13 protein-coding genes are annotated in these 19,867 nt (G+C 61.8%); 2 read left to right on the top strand and 11 right to left on the bottom strand.

Annotation, left to right across the window (positions count from 1 at the left end; all coding sequences use genetic code 11):
• Window positions 1-83: 83 nt before the first annotated feature.
• Window positions 84-1,478 carry a NorM family multidrug efflux MATE transporter gene (locus ACA068_RS28615; RefSeq protein ID WP_497306386.1) on the bottom strand — a complete coding sequence of 465 codons (1,395 nt, stop codon included), beginning with the start codon at window positions 1,476-1,478 and terminating at the stop codon, window positions 84-86.
• A 159-nt stretch (window positions 1,479-1,637) separates the two neighbouring features.
• On the opposite strand from ACA068_RS28615, the gene ACA068_RS28610 reads away from it, so the two are divergent.
• Window positions 1,638-2,558: a LysR substrate-binding domain-containing protein gene (locus ACA068_RS28610; RefSeq protein ID WP_497306385.1), complete on the top strand. Its 921-nt coding sequence runs from the start codon at window positions 1,638-1,640 to the stop codon at window positions 2,556-2,558.
• A gap of 184 nt (window positions 2,559-2,742) precedes the next feature.
• The gene (locus ACA068_RS28605) at window positions 2,743-4,719 is read left to right on the top strand and encodes a methyl-accepting chemotaxis protein (protein ID WP_497306383.1); all 1,977 of its coding nucleotides are present in this window, start codon (window positions 2,743-2,745) and stop codon (window positions 4,717-4,719) included.
• 138 nt (window positions 4,720-4,857) lie between these two features.
• Here ACA068_RS28605 and ACA068_RS28600 read toward each other — a convergent pair whose 3' ends face one another.
• From ACA068_RS28600 to ACA068_RS28555, 10 genes are read right to left on the bottom strand one after another with little or no spacing between them, the layout of a single operon-like run.
• Window positions 4,858-6,276 (bottom strand): vWA domain-containing protein, encoded by a 1,419-nt coding sequence (locus ACA068_RS28600; protein ID WP_497306382.1) that lies wholly within the window; start codon window positions 6,274-6,276, stop codon window positions 4,858-4,860.
• Between the two features lie 57 nt (window positions 6,277-6,333).
• Complete coding sequence (locus tag ACA068_RS28595) at window positions 6,334-6,840, bottom strand: hypothetical protein (protein ID WP_497306381.1); 507 nt, start codon at window positions 6,838-6,840, stop codon at window positions 6,334-6,336.
• Between the two features lie 4 nt (window positions 6,841-6,844).
• On the bottom strand, window positions 6,845-7,576 hold the full coding sequence (locus tag ACA068_RS28590; protein WP_497306379.1) for a hypothetical protein: 732 nt from the start codon (window positions 7,574-7,576) through the stop codon (window positions 6,845-6,847).
• A 46-nt stretch (window positions 7,577-7,622) separates the two neighbouring features.
• Entirely contained in the window at window positions 7,623-9,167 is a 1,545-nt protein-coding gene (locus ACA068_RS28585) for an SUMF1/EgtB/PvdO family nonheme iron enzyme (protein WP_497306377.1), read from the bottom strand.
• Window positions 9,157-10,380, bottom strand: a complete 1,224-nt coding sequence (locus ACA068_RS28580) for an ABC transporter permease (RefSeq protein ID WP_497306375.1) — start codon at window positions 10,378-10,380, stop codon at window positions 9,157-9,159. Before ACA068_RS28580 ends, ACA068_RS28585 begins: the two co-directional genes overlap by 11 nt.
• Entirely contained in the window at window positions 10,364-11,065 is a 702-nt protein-coding gene (locus ACA068_RS28575; RefSeq protein ID WP_497306373.1) for an ABC transporter ATP-binding protein, read from the bottom strand. The genes ACA068_RS28580 and ACA068_RS28575 overlap by 17 nt, the downstream gene beginning before the upstream one ends.
• Window positions 11,066-11,075: 10 nt before the next feature.
• Window positions 11,076-13,067, bottom strand: coding sequence for a vWA domain-containing protein (locus tag ACA068_RS28570; RefSeq protein WP_497306371.1), 1,992 nt, complete (start codon window positions 13,065-13,067; stop codon window positions 11,076-11,078).
• Window positions 13,067-14,083: a hypothetical protein gene (locus tag ACA068_RS28565; RefSeq protein ID WP_497306369.1), complete on the bottom strand. Its 1,017-nt coding sequence runs from the start codon at window positions 14,081-14,083 to the stop codon at window positions 13,067-13,069. The genes ACA068_RS28570 and ACA068_RS28565 overlap by 1 nt, the downstream gene beginning before the upstream one ends.
• Before the next feature lie 3 nt (window positions 14,084-14,086).
• The gene (locus tag ACA068_RS28560; protein ID WP_497306368.1) at window positions 14,087-16,798 is read right to left on the bottom strand and encodes a putative virulence factor; all 2,712 of its coding nucleotides are present in this window, start codon (window positions 16,796-16,798) and stop codon (window positions 14,087-14,089) included.
• The gene (locus tag ACA068_RS28555; protein WP_497306366.1) at window positions 16,795-19,860 is read right to left on the bottom strand and encodes a virulence factor SrfB; all 3,066 of its coding nucleotides are present in this window, start codon (window positions 19,858-19,860) and stop codon (window positions 16,795-16,797) included. The genes ACA068_RS28560 and ACA068_RS28555 overlap by 4 nt, the downstream gene beginning before the upstream one ends.
• Between the last annotated feature and the right edge of the window lie 7 nt (window positions 19,861-19,867).

The raw sequence follows: 19,867 nt of genomic DNA, 5'->3' as shown, positions 1-19,867 counted from the left end.
TGCTCGCGAAGGGGCCGTGTCAGTCGACGTCTACGTTAACTGACATACCGCTTTCGCGAGCAAGCCCGCTCCCACAGGGATTTTCACTCGGTCTGGGCGACGTCGAAACGCTGCGACGCCGGCTCGCGCCGAATCATCCGCTTCATCTTCCACTCAAACGCCAGCGTCAGGCTCACCGCCGCGCACGCCAACCCCAGCGCCAACCCCCACCAGACGCCTGTCGGCCCCCAGTTCAAGTTGAACGCCATCCACCACGCCGCCGGCGCACCGATCAGCCAATAGCAACCCAGCCCGACCAGGAACGTGGTCTTGGCGTCCTTGAGTCCGCGGATGCAGCCCATGGCGATGGTTTGCGTGCCGTCGAACAGCTCGAACCACGCTGCCACCGCCAGCAGGCTCACGGCCAGGTTGATGACGTCTCGAAACGCCGGGTCGTTGTGGTCCAGGAACAGGCCGATCAACTGATTCGGCAGGAACCAGAAGACCATGGCAAAACCCAGCATCGCCGCCGCACCAAAGGCGATCCCCACCCGTCCGGCCAGCCGCGCATCCAGCAATTGCCCGGCGCCGTAATGCTGGCCGATGCGCATGGTGATCGCATACGAAAGCCCCGCCGGAATCATGAACGCCACCGAAACAATCTGCAGGGCGATCTGGTGCGCCGCCAGTTGCGTACTGCCCATGGTGCCCATGCACAGCGCGGCGAAGGCAAACAACCCGACTTCCACCGCGTAGGTGCCGCCAATGGGCAGGCCGAGGCGCCACAACTCTTTCAGGTACTGGCGGTTAGGCCGCGACAAACCCTGGCGCAGCGGATAAGCGTCGTAGGCCGGATGCCGACGGATGTGCAGCGCCAGCGCCACGGCCATCAGGTTGGCGACAATCGCCGTGACCAGACCAATCCCCACCAGGCCTATTTTCGGCAGGCCGAACATCCCGGTGATCAACGCATAGTTGAGGAGGAAGTTGGCCACGGTACCGCCAAGGCTGATGACCATCACTGGTGTCGCCCGGCCGATGGCGCTGGTGAAACCGCGCAGGGCCATGAAGCTCAGGTAGCCGGGCAGGGCGAACGGCAGGATCAGCAGGAACTGCCCGGCAGCCTGGACGTTGGTTTCGGTCTGGCCGAACAGCAGCAGCACCGGTTTGAGGTTCCACAGCAGTAGCCCGGCCACCAGCGCCATCAACCACGCCAGCCACAATCCGGCCTGGGTCAGTCGCGCGGCGCCGACGATATCGCCCGCGCCCTGACGGATCGCCACCAGCGTGCCGACTGCCGCGATCACGCCGATGCAGAAGATCGACACGAACGAATACGTCGCCGCGCCCAGGCCGCCACCGGCCAGCGCTTCGGGACTCAGGCGCGCCATCATCAAAGTGTCGGTGAGGACCATCAGCATGTGCGCCAACTGCGAGGCAATCAACGGCCCCGCCAGCCGCAGGATGGCCCAGAGTTCGGTACGTGCTGGATGCTGCATGGTCATCACGCCTCGATTATCAGATTGAACAGGAGAGAGCCGATTCTCGGCGCTCTGCGGGGTTTTCACAAAGGGATAAAAAGGATGGGTGGCATGAGTCAAACTCATGCTGACAAGTTTCTGCTAACGTTGCGTAACCGCGCTATAGGAGCTTTCCCAATGTCTCGTCGTCTTCCTCCCTTGTATGCCCTGCGCGCATTCGAAGCGGCGGCGCGACATAGCTCCTTTACCCGCGCCGCTGAAGAATTGTCGATCACCCAAAGCGCGGTCAGCCGACACATTCGTACCCTCGAAGAGCATTTCGCCTGTCGGCTGTTTCACCGCAGCGGGCGCAACCTGCAACTGACCGAGTCGGCGCGGCTGATCCTGCCGGGCATCCGTGAAGGGTTTACCGCGCTCGAACGCGCCTGCAATACCTTGCGCGCCGAAGACGACATCCTGCGCATGAAAGCCCCGTCGACGTTGACCATGCGCTGGCTGCTGGCGCGCCTGAGTCGCTTCCGGCACTTGCAACCGGGCAACGAAGTGCAATTGACCAGTGCCTGGATGGACATCGACACCGTGGACTTCAACCACGAACCCTTCGACTGCGCCGTCATCCTCAGCACCGGGAATTTTCCACCGGACTGGGAGGCGACGCTGCTGTTCCCGGAAGAACTGATTCCGGTGGGCGCGCCGAACCTGATGGACGATCAACCGTGGGATGTCGCGCGTCTGGCCAGCACTGAGCTGCTGCACCCGGCACCGGACCGGCGTGACTGGCGCACGTGGCTGCAACGCATGGGTCTGGCCGATCAGGTCTCGCTCAAGGGCGGGCAAGTGTTTGACACGCTGGAATTGGGCATGATCGCCGCCGCTCGAGGCTACGGCGTGTCCATGGGCGATTTGCTGATGGTGGCGGAGGATGTCGCGCAGGGTCGTCTGAGTTTGCCTTGGCCGACGGCTGTCGCCAGCGGTGAGCATTATTACCTCGTCTGGCCGAAAACCCGCCCGGGAGGTGAACGTTTGCGCAGGCTCAGCGATTTCCTGCAAGGGGAGGTCCGGGCCATGGATTTACCGGCTGTCGAGCGCTTGAGCTGAATCGATAGAGCCTCTGCAATAGAGGCCTTGCGCCATATCCCCGCTAAATACTCAAGTATTCAGGTTTGCCGCCGAAAATCTGCAGGTGGGACCTTCGTGCAGGTTCCCTGTAATTCCCCTTATTAGAATTTTGCCGAGTGTGCATCGTGATCAGGATGATCCGGTCACTCGGCCAGGAGCTGTCATGTCTCAACCTCGTGCCCGGATCGCCTCACAGCTTGGTCTTGCGCTTGCCGTGATATTGGCGATTGTCATCACTGGCAGTACCGTGTTCGCCTTGCGTTCGCTGGACACCGCCAACCTCGCCACACGCGAAGAGCACTTGGCCAGTGAGGCCCGGTTGCTGGCCGATCAGTTGAGTACCTTTCACGGCACGTTGCGTGAAAGCACCCAGCGCCTGAGCGGTCTGTTCGAGAAGCGCTTCAGCGCCGGCTTGAGCGTGCACCCGGATGAGCCGGTGGCGGTGGCCGGTGTGCAGACCCCAGGCCTGCACTTGGGCAGCGAAGTGTTGAACAACAACTTCAAGGAAGTGGACGAGTTCAAGCAAATGACCGCCGGCGTTGCGACGGTGTTTGTGCGCAGCGGTGAAGATTTCATCCGCGTCAGCACCTCCTTGAGCAAGCAGGACGGCAACCGGGCCATCGGCACCTTGCTGGACCACGCTCACCCGGCCTATGCACGCTTGATGGCGGGACAGAGCTATGTCGGCCGCGCCTTGCTGTTCGACCGCTCCTACATGACGCAGTACACGCCTGTACGCGACAGCGGCGGTAAGGTGATTGCCGTGCTGTTCGTAGGATTCGATTACACCGACGCGCAGAACGCGCAGTTCGAGAATCTCAAACGCTTCCGCATCGGCCAGACCGGCTCGCTGGCGCTGCTCGATGAGCAAAAAAAATGGTTGGTGCCGATTGCCGGCGTGCAAGCGCTGGATCAAGCGGTCCCGGCCATCGTCGATCTGGCGAAAACGCCGGGCAAGGGTGATTTCTGGAGCGACAAGTCCGAAGACTTCTACAGCGTGGCCGTGCCGTTCGACGGCGGCCCGTGGTCGGTGGTGGCGAGCATGCCAAAAGCTGAAATCAGCGCCGTGACCTGGAGCGTCGGCATTCAATTAGCCATCGGCAGTCTGCTGGCGATGTTGATTGCCGTGGGTTCGGCAGTCTGGTTGCTGCGCAGCAAACTCGCGCCGCTGGGCGATCTGGTGCGTCAGGCAGAAGCCCTGGGCGCCGGTGATTTGAGCGTGCGCCTGAGCGTGACGAGCAATGACGAAATCGGTCAGCTCGCCCGTGCCTTCAACCAGATGAGCCAGGCCTTGTCGACCATGGTCGAGCACATCCGCAAGGCCTCGGGCGAAGTTAACAGCCGCGCCCAGGCTTTGTCCGGCCTGTCCGGTGGTGCTTATGAAGGGATGGAGCAGCAGTCGGGCGAAATCACCAGCATGGCCGGCGCCGTGGAAGAGTTCAGCGCGACTTCCCTGAACATCGCCGACAACATGGGCAGCACCCAGCGTCTGGCGCAGGAAAACGCACAGCAAACCCAGATCGGTCGCACATCGATGGACGAGGCTTCCTCGTCTCTGGAACAAATCGCCGGCGCGTTGAATAGCACCGCCACCGTGATCAATACCTTGGGGCAGCGCTCCCAGGAAATCGGCGGGATCGTCGGGGTGATTACCTCGATCGCCGATCAAACCAACCTGCTGGCGCTGAACGCGGCCATCGAAGCGGCCCGTGCCGGTGAGCAGGGTCGTGGTTTTGCGGTGGTTGCCGACGAGGTGCGAAACCTGGCGTCGCGTACACGTCAGGCCACTGATGAAATTTCCGGGATGATTCAAAGCATCCAGCAGGAAACCGGAAATGCGATCAGCACCATGGAACAAGGCAACGTGCTGATGCAGGAAGGCCTGTCACGCAACGCCAACGTAGCCTCGGCCCTGGCGCGGATCGATGAGCAGAGCCGTTCGGCTGGCCAGCAATTCGCGGCGATCACCACCGCGACCCAGGAGCAGAGCAGCACCGCGACATTGCTCAGCAGCAACCTGCAAAGCATCGCGCTGGCAAACAGCGAGCAGCGTGAAGTAGTGTCGAACCTGGCCGTGACCGCTAAAGAGCTGGAGAAGCTGGCGGCGGACTTGCGCCACGAGGTTGACCGGTTTCGTTGAGTCGTCGCTGAAATAGCCATCGCGAGCAGGCTCGCTCCCACAGGAAATTTGTGTAGTCGCACAATCGTGTGAACAACACAAATCCTGTAGGAGCGAGCCTGCTCGCGATTGGGCTCACCTCAATACCAAGCCGAGTGATTAATCACACTTGGCATTGCTCGACACTTCCTTGCTCGCCAGTTTCAACTGCTTGCCCAGCTCCGCCGCATTGGTGCTGCTGTAAACCCGGCCGCCGGTGTTTTCAGCGATGCAACGTGACGGGCCGCCGGCACCGATTTTCACTACGTTGACCCGCAGCCGCGGTTGATCCCTGGCGATTTGGCGGGACACGGCGCACACGTCTTTCTGGCAACCGTCCTCCCCGTCGACGAACATCACGATCACGGCATCGTTATTGCGCCCGTCGACGGTGCTTGCTGCGTGGGCCAGGCTGTCGGCCAGCGGTGTGCCGTCGTTGGGCACCAGGCCTCGAATCCCGTTGATCAGCCGCTGGCGGTCGCCAAACTTGAACACGCCCTGGTCCGGCGTTCTTTCGCAGCCGGCGAAGGTGATCAGGCGCGTGTCGATCTTCGGGTCCAGCCCGTTGATCATGCCGGCCAGCGAGTCCTTGGCGACGTCCATGCGGCTCGGTTTGGCGAAGATCTGCGTGGTGCGGTTCACGTCCAGGTACTTGTTGAGCTCGTTGCCGAAGAACCAGTCCTCGTCGGCTTTCACTGACTTGATGTTCAAATCCATCGAGCCCGAAGTGTCGAGCACCACCACAAATTGCGGGATCTCTGCGTTCGGTGCTTTTTTGCGGCAAGCGAAGTTGTCCAGCGTCGGGGCCGGTGGCGGGGCGGCCACGACCGGTTTGGGTGGCGGGACGGGCTTGGGTGCCGGTACCGGTACCGGTTCTGGCACGGGTTCGGGCACGGGTTCGGGTTCTGGAACAGGTTCCGGCTCCACGACAGGCTCGGGAACAGGCTCAACCGGTTTCTCGACCGGTGTCACCACTGGCGCTACAGGTGGGACCACGACGACGGGTTCGCGGTGCATAAACCACCAGTAAGCCCAGAGCGCCAGAAGCAGCAACAGCAGCGCCAGCAAGGCCGCCGCGATCCACCAGCCGCGACGCGACGGCGGCACTACCGGCACCACCGGAACAACGGGTGGCACGATCGGTTTGGGTGGACGCTGGTTCCAGCGCACCACCAGCGGTTCGCCGTTGAGGCTGTAGAGTTTGTCCAGCTCGGGCGTGCCGAGCAGGCTGCGCAGGTCATCCGCTACCGTGGGCTGACCGCGTTTTTGCAGTTCGTCCGCCAGCTGTCCAAGGGACGTCTGACGCACTTCATAGGTTTCCAGCAAACGTCGTTGCGCGTCCTCGTTGAGGTCGGCATAGGGTGTGGGTTGGCCACCCAGTTCGGTCCACCATTCCAGCACGTCGCCGCTGCCCATTCGCGGGATGGCGAAAAGGCTGGCGACGGTCGGCGGAAAGTGTTTCTGGATGAGGGCGACTTTGGCTTGCAGCGCACTCATCCCCTCTGGTGTGGCTTGCGCATCCCTGATGACCCGCTGCATGACGACGATTCCTGAAAAGGGTGCAGGCCGCCATCGGCAGGCCTGCGGGGTGAAAAGTTACTCTTCGTAACCGAGGCTGAATTGCAGCTGATTCACTTTCTTCTGCAAGGCCTTCAGTTGTTCCTGCTTGGCGGCCAGCGTCGCAGGCGAAGGCTTGGTCGCGGGCGCCGCCTGTGAAGCCTTGAGCTGCTGCTCGAGCCCGGCAATCTGCTTCTGCACCTGGCTTTTATTGCCATGCCGGGCTTTGAGCGAAGTCAGCAACTGGCCCAGCGACTGGTTCAGCGCCGCCTGGGACTTCTGCTGGCTGGCCAGGTCGGTCTTGGTGCTGAGCTGCTGGGCCTGAATGTTCTCGTACACCTGGCGGAACATCGCGTTTTCCTGACGGGACGCGGTCAGGGCCAGTTCCTTCTGCTTGACCTGGTCGCTATAACCTCCAGAGTAGTCGCAGTTCATCTTGGTCAGCATGCTGCTGTCGCGATTGGTCGCATCGCATTCGCCCGGCTTCGTCGCGCAACCGCTCAGGGCCAGGACGGCGGTGAGGACCGCCAGCTGTCGTAGAGTCATGTGCTTAGCCCAGGGTGATCGCGGAACGCTGGTTGTACAGACCGTCGACTTCCTTTTGCAGGGCGGCGACTTTCTGGTTCATTTTCAGAATGTTCATGTCCACCTGCTTGATCTCGGTACCGGCGCCTTGTGCACGCTCGGCATCCGCCACTTTGGTGTACTCGGTGACTTTGGTGCGCATGTTGCCGAGGTCTTTACGCAGGCGTGCGATGTTCTGGTCGATCTCGGCGATCTGCGCCTGGGCCTTGGTCTTGTCGACTTTCTTGTTGGCGATGTCCTTTTTGATCTGGGCGATTTGCGCCTGGTCATCATTGATGACTTGCTGAGCGGTCGCGGTACGGGCGATCACGTTCTGGGTGTCTTGCTCGACGTCGCTGTTCATCTTCGCCAGGCGAGTGGCGGTGTCGGAGTATTCGCTGCGACGTTGATCCAGGTAGTAGTTCGCGCCCATGGCCACGCCACACGCGGTAATACCGGCGGCGATGGCGCAGACCGCCTTGTTGCTGCTATTGGACAGTGCGCAACCGAGGATGCCGACACCGGCGCCGACCGCACAAGCCTGGTAACCGGATTTGCTGAAGAACTCTGCGTCATTGCCTTGGGTCAGGCGCGGGTCGGCACCCTCGCTGCCACCGAGCATCGAGCTGCCGGTGTTGGCACAACCGGTCAGCAGCAGGCTGCCAGTGAGGACAAAAGCGATCTGAAGCTTGAAGCGAGTCCAAAGGCTGCGCGACATGGTGAAACTCCTTGGTGACGGTGTTGGCGTGTTGTTATTGAGAGAGTTATTGAGTGACGGTTTTGCAGCTGGTCAGCCAGGCGTCAGTGTCGATCTTTTGCTTTTGCAGGAAGGTCTTCTGATTGGCCCAGTGGGTGCGCAAATAGGGTTTGAGCTCTTGCAGCTGTTTGTTGCGGGTGATGATCTCTTCCATCACTGGCACCTGCGCTTCCAGCAGTGGCTGGCCGTACAAGGTCGCCGATTCCACCAGGCTGCTGGCGTAGTAACGGCTGAGTTTGTGCAGGCGATCCTTCTGCTCATCGAGCTTGCCTTTGCGCATGTCGCAGCTGGCGTCTTTGTCCGCGCTTTCGCAATTGAGCTTGTAGTTCTTCTGCAAGAAGTCCACGTACTGGCCGTCGTCGAGCATCTTGGTGCACAGGAACGCACCGAGGTTGAGGCTGGCGCGGATTGCCTGGTCGCGGGTTTCTTCCTGCTGCTGGTTGCTGGCGCGCAATTGGTTTTCCAACGCCTGAAGCTTTTCCTTGAGCGCCTTGTCTTCGACGCCCGAGGCCAGGGTGTTTAGCGACTGAACGGTGCCTTTATCGGCCGACTCGGTTTCCTTGCTGCCGGTACCCAGTTTCTTCCAGCTGCTTTCAATGCTGGCGACACGTTCGCGGGACGTCAGGGTCGGCGAGACCAGCACCAGACGCAGGCCGGTGGTTTTGTTTTTCACCTGGCCCTCGGCGTTGTAGTACGGCTCTTCTTTGCGCAACCCGGTACGCAGGTCGGCTTGAGCGGTCAGGTAGTTGCCGCCGCGTACCACATAGCCACCGGCCTGACCGTGCTGGCGGTCGAGTTTGTTCAGGCGAAACGGTTCAAACATCATCTCGTCGACGTTGCCGAGCATGTCGTGCAGGCCCAATGGATTGGGTTTTTGCAGGCCGGACAATTGCAGTTTGCCGTTGGACGATTGCGCCCCGGCGAACCACTCATACGCATTGATGCCGTCAGCCATCGGGTAGCGCGTGTCACGGAACTCAGCCGCGCCGACTTCCAGGCCACCGCGCGCCGCGAACTCCCACTCGACTTCCGTCGGCAGACGCAGAAAGCCCAGTGCGCCGTCTTCTTTCGGCAATTTGCCGGCCGCGTTTTTGCGCAGCCACAGGTTGTATTTGTCCGCCGCTTCGACCGCTTGCACCCAACTCACGGACACTTGCGGCAGGCGCATTTTGGTGGCGGCGGTAGGGCAGGTTTCTTCGGTCAGCGCGGCGTATTGGAGCTGACTCATCTCGTACTTGGCCATCAGGTAGTAGCGGGATTTGTCATTCTTGGCGCCGGTGAAACTGCCGGCGATGAAGGTCGGCCGGGTCTGTTCGACGTAGCCGTATTCCGCGCCGTCCTGACCGATGTTGATCGGGTAGTCGTCAAGCGGTCCGGCCACCGGAATGAACACCTTGCGAAACACCATCGAGCCTTCGCACGGCATCGGCAGCACGACGTCGCTGGCATCGGGCATCGGGTTGTAATACTTCTCTTCCCAGCCCGCCGCCGAAGCGTCGAGCAGGTAGCCGAGGCTCAGGGGCAACAGCAAGCCAAAACGTTTATAGCTCACGCAGACTCTCCGCAGGTTGGATGTTGATCGCTCGCACGGCGCCGATCACGGCCACCAGTGCAGCGACCAGAAAGGTCAGGAGCAGGGCGGCGAGGCCGTGCCAGATTGTAATGTGGCAGACAAAGGTGCCGGTGGCCTGGCTGCTGCCGAGCAGGTAGTCGAACAAATGGCTGCCAACAGCGTAAAACCCCAATCCACCGAGGTAGCCGGCCAGGCTCAGCACCAGCGCTTGCAGGACCACGAACCCGGCGACAGCCGTGCGCTTGAAACCCAGCAGGCGCAGCACCGCGAGGCTTTTGCGCTTGCGGTCGATGTTGGCCAGGAACGCCCCGACCATCGACGCCACACAGCCGATCAATGCCGCCAGGGCAATCACCCCGAAGATCAGTCCCAGCACATGGTTGATGGCTTTGACGTTGTCGATGTCGGCCAGTCGGCTTGAGGTTTCGATGTGTTGTTCGTTGAGCCAGCGCTCCAGCGGCGCCACCTGGTCGATGTCGCGGGCATAAAGGCGGGCGCGGGCATACAGCGGTTGCAGATCGCCCAACGGCTTGCCGGTTTCGATGCCGAATGCGCTGACCTGGTAACCATCCCGGAAGCGCTCCAGGTTCAGCAGCAACGGCGGGGCGACAAACCCGGCCGCGCGGCCGAAACGCGCACCGTCGAGCACCGCCAGCACTGTCAGCGTCATCTCGCCGCGCTCGTTGACGCCTTCCAGTCGGCGCAACACACGCAGTTGCACGCGGTCGCCGGCCTTGGCCTGCAAGCGTTGCGCGGCGCGGGCGCTGAGGATCACTTGGTCGCCGGTCGGGTTGAGTTGCGGCAGGTTCAATTGCGGGTCGCCGGGTTCGGTGGCGATGATTTCCGCACCTTCGACAAACCGTTGCATGCCCATCAGCAAGTCTGCCTGGGTGTTGAGCGAGCGGGTCTGGCCGAGAGCAAATCCGGTCTCGGGACGCTGGCGCACCCGCTCGATCCAGGCGCTGTCGTAGTTGCCGTTGCTGAGCATCTTCACTTCAAGGTTGCGCGGGTCGCGCAGCAATTCGTCCTGCAACTGGCTGACCACCCCGTGCTTGAGTCCGAACAGCAGCAACAGCGGCGCGATCACCGCCACCAGGGAGGCGGCGATGCACAACGACACTTTGCGGTCGTGCCAGAGGTCTTGCAGGGCCAGCGTTCCGAGCAGGCGCAAGCGGTCAGTCCATCGGTTCAAACAGGGTCTCTCCCTGACGGCTGATAGCGCCGAGTCGCGGCAAGCCGAAATCCTTCAGCAAGGCCCAGTCATGGGACACAACGAGTGCACTCAAGCCCATGCTCGACACCAGACTCATCAACAATTCGAACAACCTCCGGGCACTGTGGGGATCGAGTGCCGCGGTCGGCTCGTCGGCCAATAGCAGCAGCGGTTCATGGGCAATCGCCCGCACGCAGGCCACGCGTTGGCGTTCGCCGATCGACAGCGCTTGAGGCTGTTTATCCAGCAAGCCTTGCAGGCGCAACACCTCGATTGCGTGATCGATGTGCGCGCTCTTGACCGGCATGCCGAGCAAGCGGCGCGGCAGGCTGATGTTGTCGCGCACGCTCAAAAACGGCAGCAAACCGCCGCTCTGCAAAATGAACCCCAAGTGACGCGAACGCACCGCTGCCAATGCCGGCTGGTCATCAGTGGCCAGCAATTGCGCGATGTCTTGATCCTGCGTTGCGCCCAGCCGAAAACGCTCGAGTTCGACCGGTGCCAGCAACAGGCCGATGGCTTCGAGCAACGTGCTTTTGCCGCTGCCGCTCTCGCCGGTGATGGCGAGGATTTCCCCGGCACCGACCTGCAAGCGCGGCAGGCGCACGTGATGGGCCAGCGCGCCTTCACCACGGCGCACCAGCAGGTTCTTGATATCGAGCATCGGCGTCTCGTTAAGGCATCATTTCCAGTGGCACGGGGTACACGTTGTCCCGTGCATCGCTGTCCTTGGCTAACGCCACCCAACGGTCGACGTCAGCGTTGTAACGCTGGTAGTGCCGCAGTTTGGTATTGAGCGTGCGGATGAATTTCTCCTGCGCCAGGCCATCCCAGCTCTTCCAGGTTTCTTCGTCCAGGTTCAGCACTTCGCTCTGGTACGGCAGGTCTTCGAGGTACTCGCCGAGCACGCCCATGTCCGCCAGTTTGGCGTTGCCGTTCTGTTTGAGCTGATTGGGATCGGCGCCCATGGTCGCGGCCACCGAGCGCAGGCGCTCGAACATTTCCGTCGGCGAGATCAGGCCTTCGTTGGCGGCGTCGAGGATCTGCTTCATCACATCGCTCAAGTCACTGAGCTGGGACTTGGTCAGCAGCACCCGCACGTCGGTGGTCGGGATGTTCTGCTTGATCAGGTCACGGTCGGTGATCCATGCCTTGAACACCGGCGGCGCCTTGCTGTTGGTCTTCTCGCCCAAATAAGCGAGCTGCATGGCGTGGCCGATCAGCGCCGCGTCTTCGAGCATTTTCTTCTCGGCCGGGTCCTGCTTGGCGTTCACCGCGCTGCCAATGGCGTCTTCGCCCATGTAGGCGGCTTTCACCTGCGAGGTGATCGCGGTGGCCAGCGAATCCACCTTGCGCCCGAACTCCTGAATGTCACCTGCGTTCACCGGGTAATACAGCGAAGTGTTGGTGCCCGGGTAGGTCGACAGATTCTGATATTGCGCTTCAGCTTTGGCGTGGTCCTTGATCCCGGCCGGGGTTTTCAGGTGCAGCGTGTAAATCGCCACGCCCGGATTGGCCGCTTCGAGGCGAACCTGTGAGGCGCTCAAACCGGTTTTCGACAGCTTGTCATCGCCTTCGATGGCGCCCGCGTCGGTGATCAACACCACGTAGCGCGCGCCGAACTGGCTCCAGTCGACCTTGTCGATGCTCTCCATGACGCCGGCAAAGGCGTCTTCATCGAAGCTGCTGCTCGATACTTTGGCCTGCTTGAGGTCGGCGACTTTGGCGAGGAAGTCGGCGCTGTCCTTCACCTGAGTCGGGTCGGCGTACATCTTGGTGGTGTATTCCAGGCCCGGCACCGCCTGGGTGTTGGAACGGAATGCGACCAGACCGAACTTGACCTGCTTGCCCAGGTTCTGCGATTCGATCTGCTGATAGACCTTGCGGATCGCTTCGCGGGTGCGGTCGATGTACGGGTCCATCGAGATCGTCGAGTCGATGACAAACACCACCGCCGCACTGAATTCCTTCAGTTGGCTGGCCGCTTTGTCTTCGGCTTCCTTGCCGCCGGCCGCGCTGTTGGCAGCACCGCCCTTGGCGTTCTTGTCATCCGGTTTGCTGACCGACGCCACGTTGAGCAAACGCGTGCGGAAACCGCCTTCGGTCATCACTTCTTCGCCGCTGAGGACGGGCAGCAGGTAGAACTGCTTTTGCAGGTCGACGAAGTATTCAGGTTCTTCGGCAAGCACGCCCGGTGCTTGCTTGCCCTTTTTCAGCGTGGCCCGCAGCGGGGCGACTTTGCTCACCGGGTCCGGCGCATCAAGGATGCCTTCGACCGTGGCGCGTTCCTTGAAGAACAGCAGCCGGTCGCGGTTGGCCGGGTTGGTGAATGCCAGTGTCAGCTGCATCTTCCAGTCGGTGGTGCAGCTTGCCGGCAACCAGCCAATGGTTTTGCCATAACTGTCGGGGCCGACTTTCAGCCATTCGGCGTTGGCCGCTTGCGCACGCTCGTACACATAAAAACGGCTGAACACCGGTTGCTCGTCGCCGGCGGCGCCGCCCGCTGTTGGGCTGATTTTGCAGCCTGGGGTGGTCAGCACGCGTTGGAACAGGGTCTTTTTACCGGCCTGGATCAGCGGTTTGTCTTCAGCCTGGGACAACGGGCTGATACACAGCGCCAACAGCGCGGCGCTGCTCAGCAGGAAACGACTCAGGGGCGAACGCATCACTTCTGCAACTCCTCGAAGCGCTGCTTGGCTTCGGTGTTGTTCGGGTCCTGGGTCAGGATCGTTTCATACCAGTAGGCGGCGGTGGCGTTGTCCGCGACCGGGAAGCACTCACTGGCCTTCAGGTATTTAGGATCGTATTCGCGGGCATAGGCGTTGGCGATCAGCGCGTCACCGGCCTGGGCACGGTTGGCGTACAGACGCTGGGCGATGCCGCAGTGCTTGCCGGCCTTGGCTTCGTTGATGATCTCCAGCAACTTGGCGCTGTCGGGCGCGGCCTTGATGCAGGTCTGGACGAAGGTCAGCTCGGGCAGGCTGTTCATGCTGTCGAGGGTGCAAGCTTGTGCATCGGCACCGGCCGGTGCGGCGGCAGCGATGGCCGGGGCGGGGGCCGGAGTGCGTTTGTAGAACCAGAACCCGGCCGCTGCGGCCACCAGCAACAGCACGACGAGCGCGAGGCCGATGAGGCCTTTGTTGCTTTTCTTCACCGGGGCCGGAGGAGGGGTGTAAGCGGGTTCGTTGGGCACCGATTCCAGTTCGATTTCTGGCTCGGCGGTGTTCAGGACCAGTTCCGGCAGCTCTGGAATCTCGGGTTCCGGTGCAGCAGGTGCGGTCAACTCCGCGCCACCGTAAGTCGAACGCGTCTGGCCACCGGCCGTGGACGGCAGCAACCCGACGCCTGGCCGGACCACACCTTTGTCGGTGTGCCCTTGGCTCTGTTCGCGTAGCTCGATCATGAATTGCGAATTGGCACCGCCTTCGAGCAGCGGATCGACCACTTCCGGGCCGACCTGGGCTTCAAGGGCTTCACCACTGGCCGCAACGCTGAAACGCGAGACCTTGAACCAGAATGGATTGTTGCTCCAGGCCTTCTGATCCTGGAGGTAGAAACCGTCCTGGTTACGCTGAATGGAAAACTCCAGCTGTTCTTCGCCACCCTGCCATTTCTTCACAGTGAGGCACGCCTGGCCAGGCACGTTGGGTTCTAAGGCGAGCAGGTCGACACGAATTGGCATTGCTTATCTCGCTGTGAAGGCTGTGAGCACTTGGCCCAGCCGTTCATTCTGTTCAGGGGTGATTTCGCGACCGGCACCATGGCCGGCGTTGTCCTGCGTGATGTAGGCCAGGCCTGAGAGCCAGTCGCCCAGATACCGCTGCGCCTGGTTCGCCGGTTGTGGCGGCAGCACCGGCACTTGTCCCGGACCGATGTCGGTATAGAACGAGAACAACGGCGCCTTGGCACCGGCACGGCTGTTCGGGCGTTCGTTGACCGGTTTCTGCAGGTAGCCGAACCAGGACACGAAATCGCGCAGCACGCGTTGCACTTCCAGCACTTGGCGTTCGACCAGTTGATCGCGCCGCGCGCCGCTTTGCGCACGCTTGAGCACCGCGCGGCTCAGTTGTCCGGGCAAGTCCTGGCGGTAACCGGCCGTGATCAATTCGTCGACCACCGCTTCGATCAACGCCTTTTCCAGCCCCAGCAGGGTGAGCAGGCTTTGCCGGGTGGTCAGTTCGCGAAGGTGTGCAATCCAGGCCTTGAACGCGGCTTTGGCGAAGCGGTGTTCGTTGCTTTGCAGTTCCGGCGTCGGGGTGTTGGTTTTACTGCTGACCGGTGCTTCATGGCTCAGGTCGTCGCCGAAATCGAAGTCGAAGCCGGCGTCGTTGCCGTACAGGCTCTGGCTGGGTGTCGGCGCGGCCGGCTCATCGCTGGCGGCGGGCGCGTCATCGGTTTCGTACACACCGCTGAGGTACAGGTCGCGCACCGACTCGCTGGGCATGTCGAGTTCATCGATGAACTCGCCGAGCACCGCCGGGCGACGGCCCAGGCCAGTCAGGATCATCTGCGCTTGGGCTTTCTTCGCCGCTGCGGCGCCGTCACCGTCGGCGTGATACCAGGTGCTCAGGCCGTGAGTGGTCAGGCCTTCGAGGCATTCGTTGAGTTGTTCGCGGATGCGTTGCAGTTTGAATTCAATGTTGGCTACGCCTTTGAAGCTGCCGCTGAAGTGGCTGATGCCACCGTCATCGTTGCGCAGCATTTCCTTCCAGGCGTTGGCGGGATTGTTGATGTGTTTGCACACCAGCTCATTGCCGGCAAAGCTTGTGCCCAGAGCGTCGACGCGCTCCTGGTAGCTGGCGTTGAGGCCGGTTTCGGCGCCGGTCGCGTCTTGCACAATGAACGCCGCGTCCATGCGCGGTTTGCGCACCAGGAAGGTGTTCTGGAACGGCGTGCCGGCCCAGTCGTTCATCCAGCTCAGACTGCCGAAGCGTTCGAGCATCGTCAGCTTGACCATGCCGTTCCAGCTCTCGTCGTACTGATCAGGCGTCAGGCTCAGGGAGTTGGTGATGCGCAGGTCGAGCATGGTCAGCGCCCAGATCAGGCCGGTGTCGCGTTTGCTGCGAGCGGCTGCATCGGCACCCTGGGTTTTTTCGATCCAGCGCGTCAGCACCGGGCCGACGTCGTTGACATCGCTCTGTTTGGTCGAGCCGGTGCAGACCACCAGCGCGTTCATTTCCTGGTTGTCGGTGTAGCGTTCGAACAGGTAAGCAACCTTGCCGCGCAAGATCAGCTGCGAGACGGAGTTGTCCTTGGTGGCGGATTCCGGGTCGCTGGAGTTGGCGATCTCGTGCAGCTTCTTGCGCCCGCGATAACCGGGGAAGTCCAGCAAGTCGACCTGGTTGACGATGTCGTCCGCCGGGGCTTCGATCAACCCGAAGGTCATCTCGGCGGTCAGTGCCGCCAGTTGCGCGACCGGGATGCCCTGGCTGTTTTGCAGGCGTCCGTCGACCTGGGGCCGCACATCGATCGGCAAGTCTTGCGGGCTGCCGAAACGTTCGAGGATGTCGACGTTCATGATGCTGTCGCGCTGGCTGTAGGTGTCGTTTTCGAAACTCACCAAGGCCTTCAAAGGCGCGAACACGGTCTCGGGCAGGCCCAGCTTGTGCAGCGCACCGGCCAATTGCTGGTACACGCGCGTCAGCTCGCTCTGCTCACCCCAAAGGATGGAAAACAGCTCGGCACGCTCCTGGAAATTCAGGCGGGGTGCCAGTTGCAACGCCGTCGGCCAATACAGGTGCTCAAGTTTTTTCACCGAATTGCGGAAGTTGTCGCGCAGGTAGTCCCACAGCGACACCAGATCGTCGGCGCTGACGCCCGGTTGCAGCGGCCCGGTCTCGCGGCCTTCAAACGGTTTCAGCACGCGCTGGATGCGCTCTTCGTCGATCTCGTAGGAGATCCGCTCAAGGTCGAAGTCCTTGAACCACGAGTTGGCGAGAATCTTCGCCAGCTCGATTTCCTTGAACAGCGTCAGCTCGACCGGGAATTGTGGATCCTGGCTTGGCGTGGCGCGGCGGCTGAAGCGCGTCACCAGGCCGGTGGCTTCCTTGCCGCCACCCACCGGGTTGATGTGCTTGATGAAGTCCAGGCGCTGGCCACCGAAATCGGTTTCCAGTTTGCCGTTCTGACCGGCCGCAAGCGCCGAAATCAGGTAGGACTTACCGGCCTGGGACAGACCGAAAAAGCCAATGGTCATCGGCGTGCAAGCCACGCGACCGAGGCTGTGGGCCAGGTTGCGGGCCCGGTGCAGGCGGATGTTCAGGTTGTCGGCTTCGCTGTCCAGCCGTGGCGCGTTGCCGCGGGTCTGGCCAATCCAATCCAGCGCCTGACCGGCACCTTCATAAACAGCGGCCCAACGGGCTGAAAGCTGAGTTTGTTCGGGGGTCAGGTCATTCATTTGCGTTTCACACTTCCACTGTCGAGCCAGTACTTGGTCTCGCTCAGGCCGGCGTCGAGCATGGTGTTGAGTTCCAGCTCGAGGTCGCTGCGCGGGTTGAAGTTGACGTTGTTACTGTTGGATTCGATGTCGCGAACCGAGAGGCGGTCGCTGACCAGATCCTGCTTGCGGGTGTACTTGTCGGCCGCTTTGACTTCGAAGCGCACCTTGAGCAGCGGCGCACTGCCGTTTTCCCCAATCGCCCGGGAGAACTTCTCCCGGCCGGCCTTGGTGAACCGCAAGGTGTACAGCGGAGAAGCGGCCCAGCGATCAGCGGCCAACTGGCGGAAGCCGAGGCGCAGGTCGCCGCGCATTTCCAGTTGCGGCGTATCGGCGTCATCGCCCGTGCCGATTTCCGGCAACTTGATTTTGTAGTCTTCGGACTGGATGTCGCGGTACAGCACGTCGGCATCCTTGATCACGTTGTTCAGGTCGATGACGCCAATGTGCTTGACCGTCGAATACGGCTTGAGCGCCGAAGAGCGGAAGTAGAAGTTCGGCACGCTGTGGTTGGCGCACAACAGGCACAGCATGGCGCCCACCGAAGCGGTGCTTTTCGGGTCGTCGATCCGGCCGTTCTTGTGGAACGGGTACCAGCCGCCAGTGCGGTAGTTTTGCAGCGCCAGAATGCGCCCCGGTGGCAGCGGCAACACCTTGCGAATGAACGCCTGGATGCCAGGCAGGCGCGAAGGGCGGCCGGTCAGCAGCAAGACATCGCACGGGTAATGCGCGACCACTTCACAGAGGGCGCCGAGGATCTTGGTGATGTTGATCTGATCGTTGAGGAACGCGGCGTGGAGCTTTTGCAGGTCGAAGCCGATCAGCGCTTCGTACAAGTCGAACCCGCTCTGGCCCCCGACATCGCGGCGCACGGCGGCGTTGACGTAGTCGAGCACGGTCTGGCTGATCGCGTTGTCGCCCAGCAACTGGCGGTAGCTTTGCGGGCTGACTTCCTGCGGGACTTGCGGGTCGTAATGCTCGTAAGCCTTGAGCAACGCCAGGCCCAGCGGTGCGAACACCTGCAGGTTCAATTGCTGGCGCAGGATCATGTCCTGGGCGCTGACCGATTCGTCGCCGCACAACCGCGACATCAGCGAATCCGGGGCTTTGACGCCGGCGTTCTGCAAGGCTTTCTCGAAGCTCGGCAGGATGAAGTCCTGGATCACGTCCAGCAGGATGTCGTCGCCGGCCACTTTGAAGCCATCGCGAAAACGCTGCTCGGGCACGATGTGCACGTTGCTGCCGCTGCCGGTGTTGCCGGCGCGGTCGAGGCGATAGTCGGTGATGACCAGGTCGGTGGTGCCGCCGCCGATGTCGATGGTCGCCAGGGTGATGCGTTCGCGGTCGGTTTTGTCCGGCCGGGCGATGGTGTCGAAAAACTCTTCCGGGTGGCCGGCGAAGTTCTCGTTAACCTCGGTGTACAGGTACACCAACTGGCCGCAGGAGGCTTCGTCCCATTCCACGCGAATGCTCGGGATCGGCGTGCGCGGGCTGACGGCCTGATCCTGATGCGGGTCTTCCTCGCCGGCGTGCCAGCCGAGGCTTTTCCACACCAGGCCGATGGCCTGCTGCATGCGTTCGTTGAGGATGCTGCGCTCAGCCTGGGGCATGCCCGGCGGCACGGTCAGGGTGATGCTGTTGAGCTGGCGCGGTACGCGGGTGTGACCCTGTCGCGAGCGTTGGGCCGGGCTGTTGATTTGCGACAGCGCCTGGGCCAGCACTTCGGCGAGCATGAAGGTCATCAGCGAGCTGCGCGAGTAACGCGGCATGAACACCGGCAGACGATCGTCTTCTTCGAGGCTGTAAAGTGCCTCGCCTGTTTCGTTGATCAGGTGCGAGAACGGCGCGGCGGTGGCGTAGGGCTCGTTGTCGGTCTTGATGTACGAGCAGTTGAAGCGCCAGCCGTGACCGTAGGCGTTTTCATCCCACAGATAACGTTTCGGGCTGGACAGGCCCGTCGAGCCTTCGGTGCCGCGACGGCGACTGGCCAGACGGCTGGCCTCATTGCCGACGCGGGCGATCGTCGCCCACTGAAACGCATCGTGCCGGCCGCTCTTGACCGAGCAGTGGTCCTTGCCGAAATACGCCTGGGCAAACTCGACGCGGCTTTCGAACGGCAGGTTGTAAGTGTGTTCGGGGGTGATCAGGTCACGCAGTTCCAGCACGTAATTCTGCTTCAGCCCGGAGCCGGCCTGACCGTGGTTCTCGATCAGAATGCCGCAGGTGCGCGAGTTGCCGACGTCCAGCACCAGGTCCACCGGAATCGGTTTGACCAGGCCATTGCTGTCGTTGGCGACCACTTTCAGCTCAGGGATTTCCACCTTCGGCCTGGCGGTCGACTGCGCTGCCGCGGACGGCGTGCTCAACAGGCTCAGCAGGTTGAGGTAGTGCGCAAGGTGATGGTTGGCGCGGATGTCGATGTCCAGCTCTTCGCGTGAACGATGGGCGTTGCCCTCGTTGAACACTTCCAGCAGCCATTCATTGACCCACGGCTGGGCCAGGAACCAACGGGTTTCACTGGCCTTGGTCGCCAGCTTGAAGGACACGCCGGAGCTGATGTCTTCTTCGTTCGGCGCCAGGTAGGCGGTGCCGTCACGCTTGGGCATGACACGGCTGTCGAACGCCATCGTCAGGCGATGGGTGTTGCCATCGATGTCTGGCGTGGCCAGTTTCACCAGGCGCATCCGCGACCAGTTGGTCGGGCCTTCGTCGAAGCGATGCGGCGGCATGAAACGGAAAAACGGCGTCGGCAGCCAGACACCGTCCAGCAGCTCCAGGCTGCTTTTCATGTCGACGCTGAACGCCGGTTTGGCCTTCTCGACCTTTTCCGGTTCGGGCTCGTAGAAGTAGAAGTCTTTCTCTTCGTTGTACATCAGGCGGCAGATCAGCCCGCTGATCATCGGCGCGAACTCGCCCGCCGGTTCCTTACGAGGATCCAGGCGCAGGGCGAAATCCATGAACTGGATACCGGTGTCACTGACGAGCGTGACGGTGTCTTCGAATTGGGTGACTTCAGGCAACATGTCGGGT

The organism is Pseudomonas sp. LBUM1660, assembly GCF_059695935.1.
This window is presented reverse-complemented; position numbering and strand designations above follow the sequence as displayed.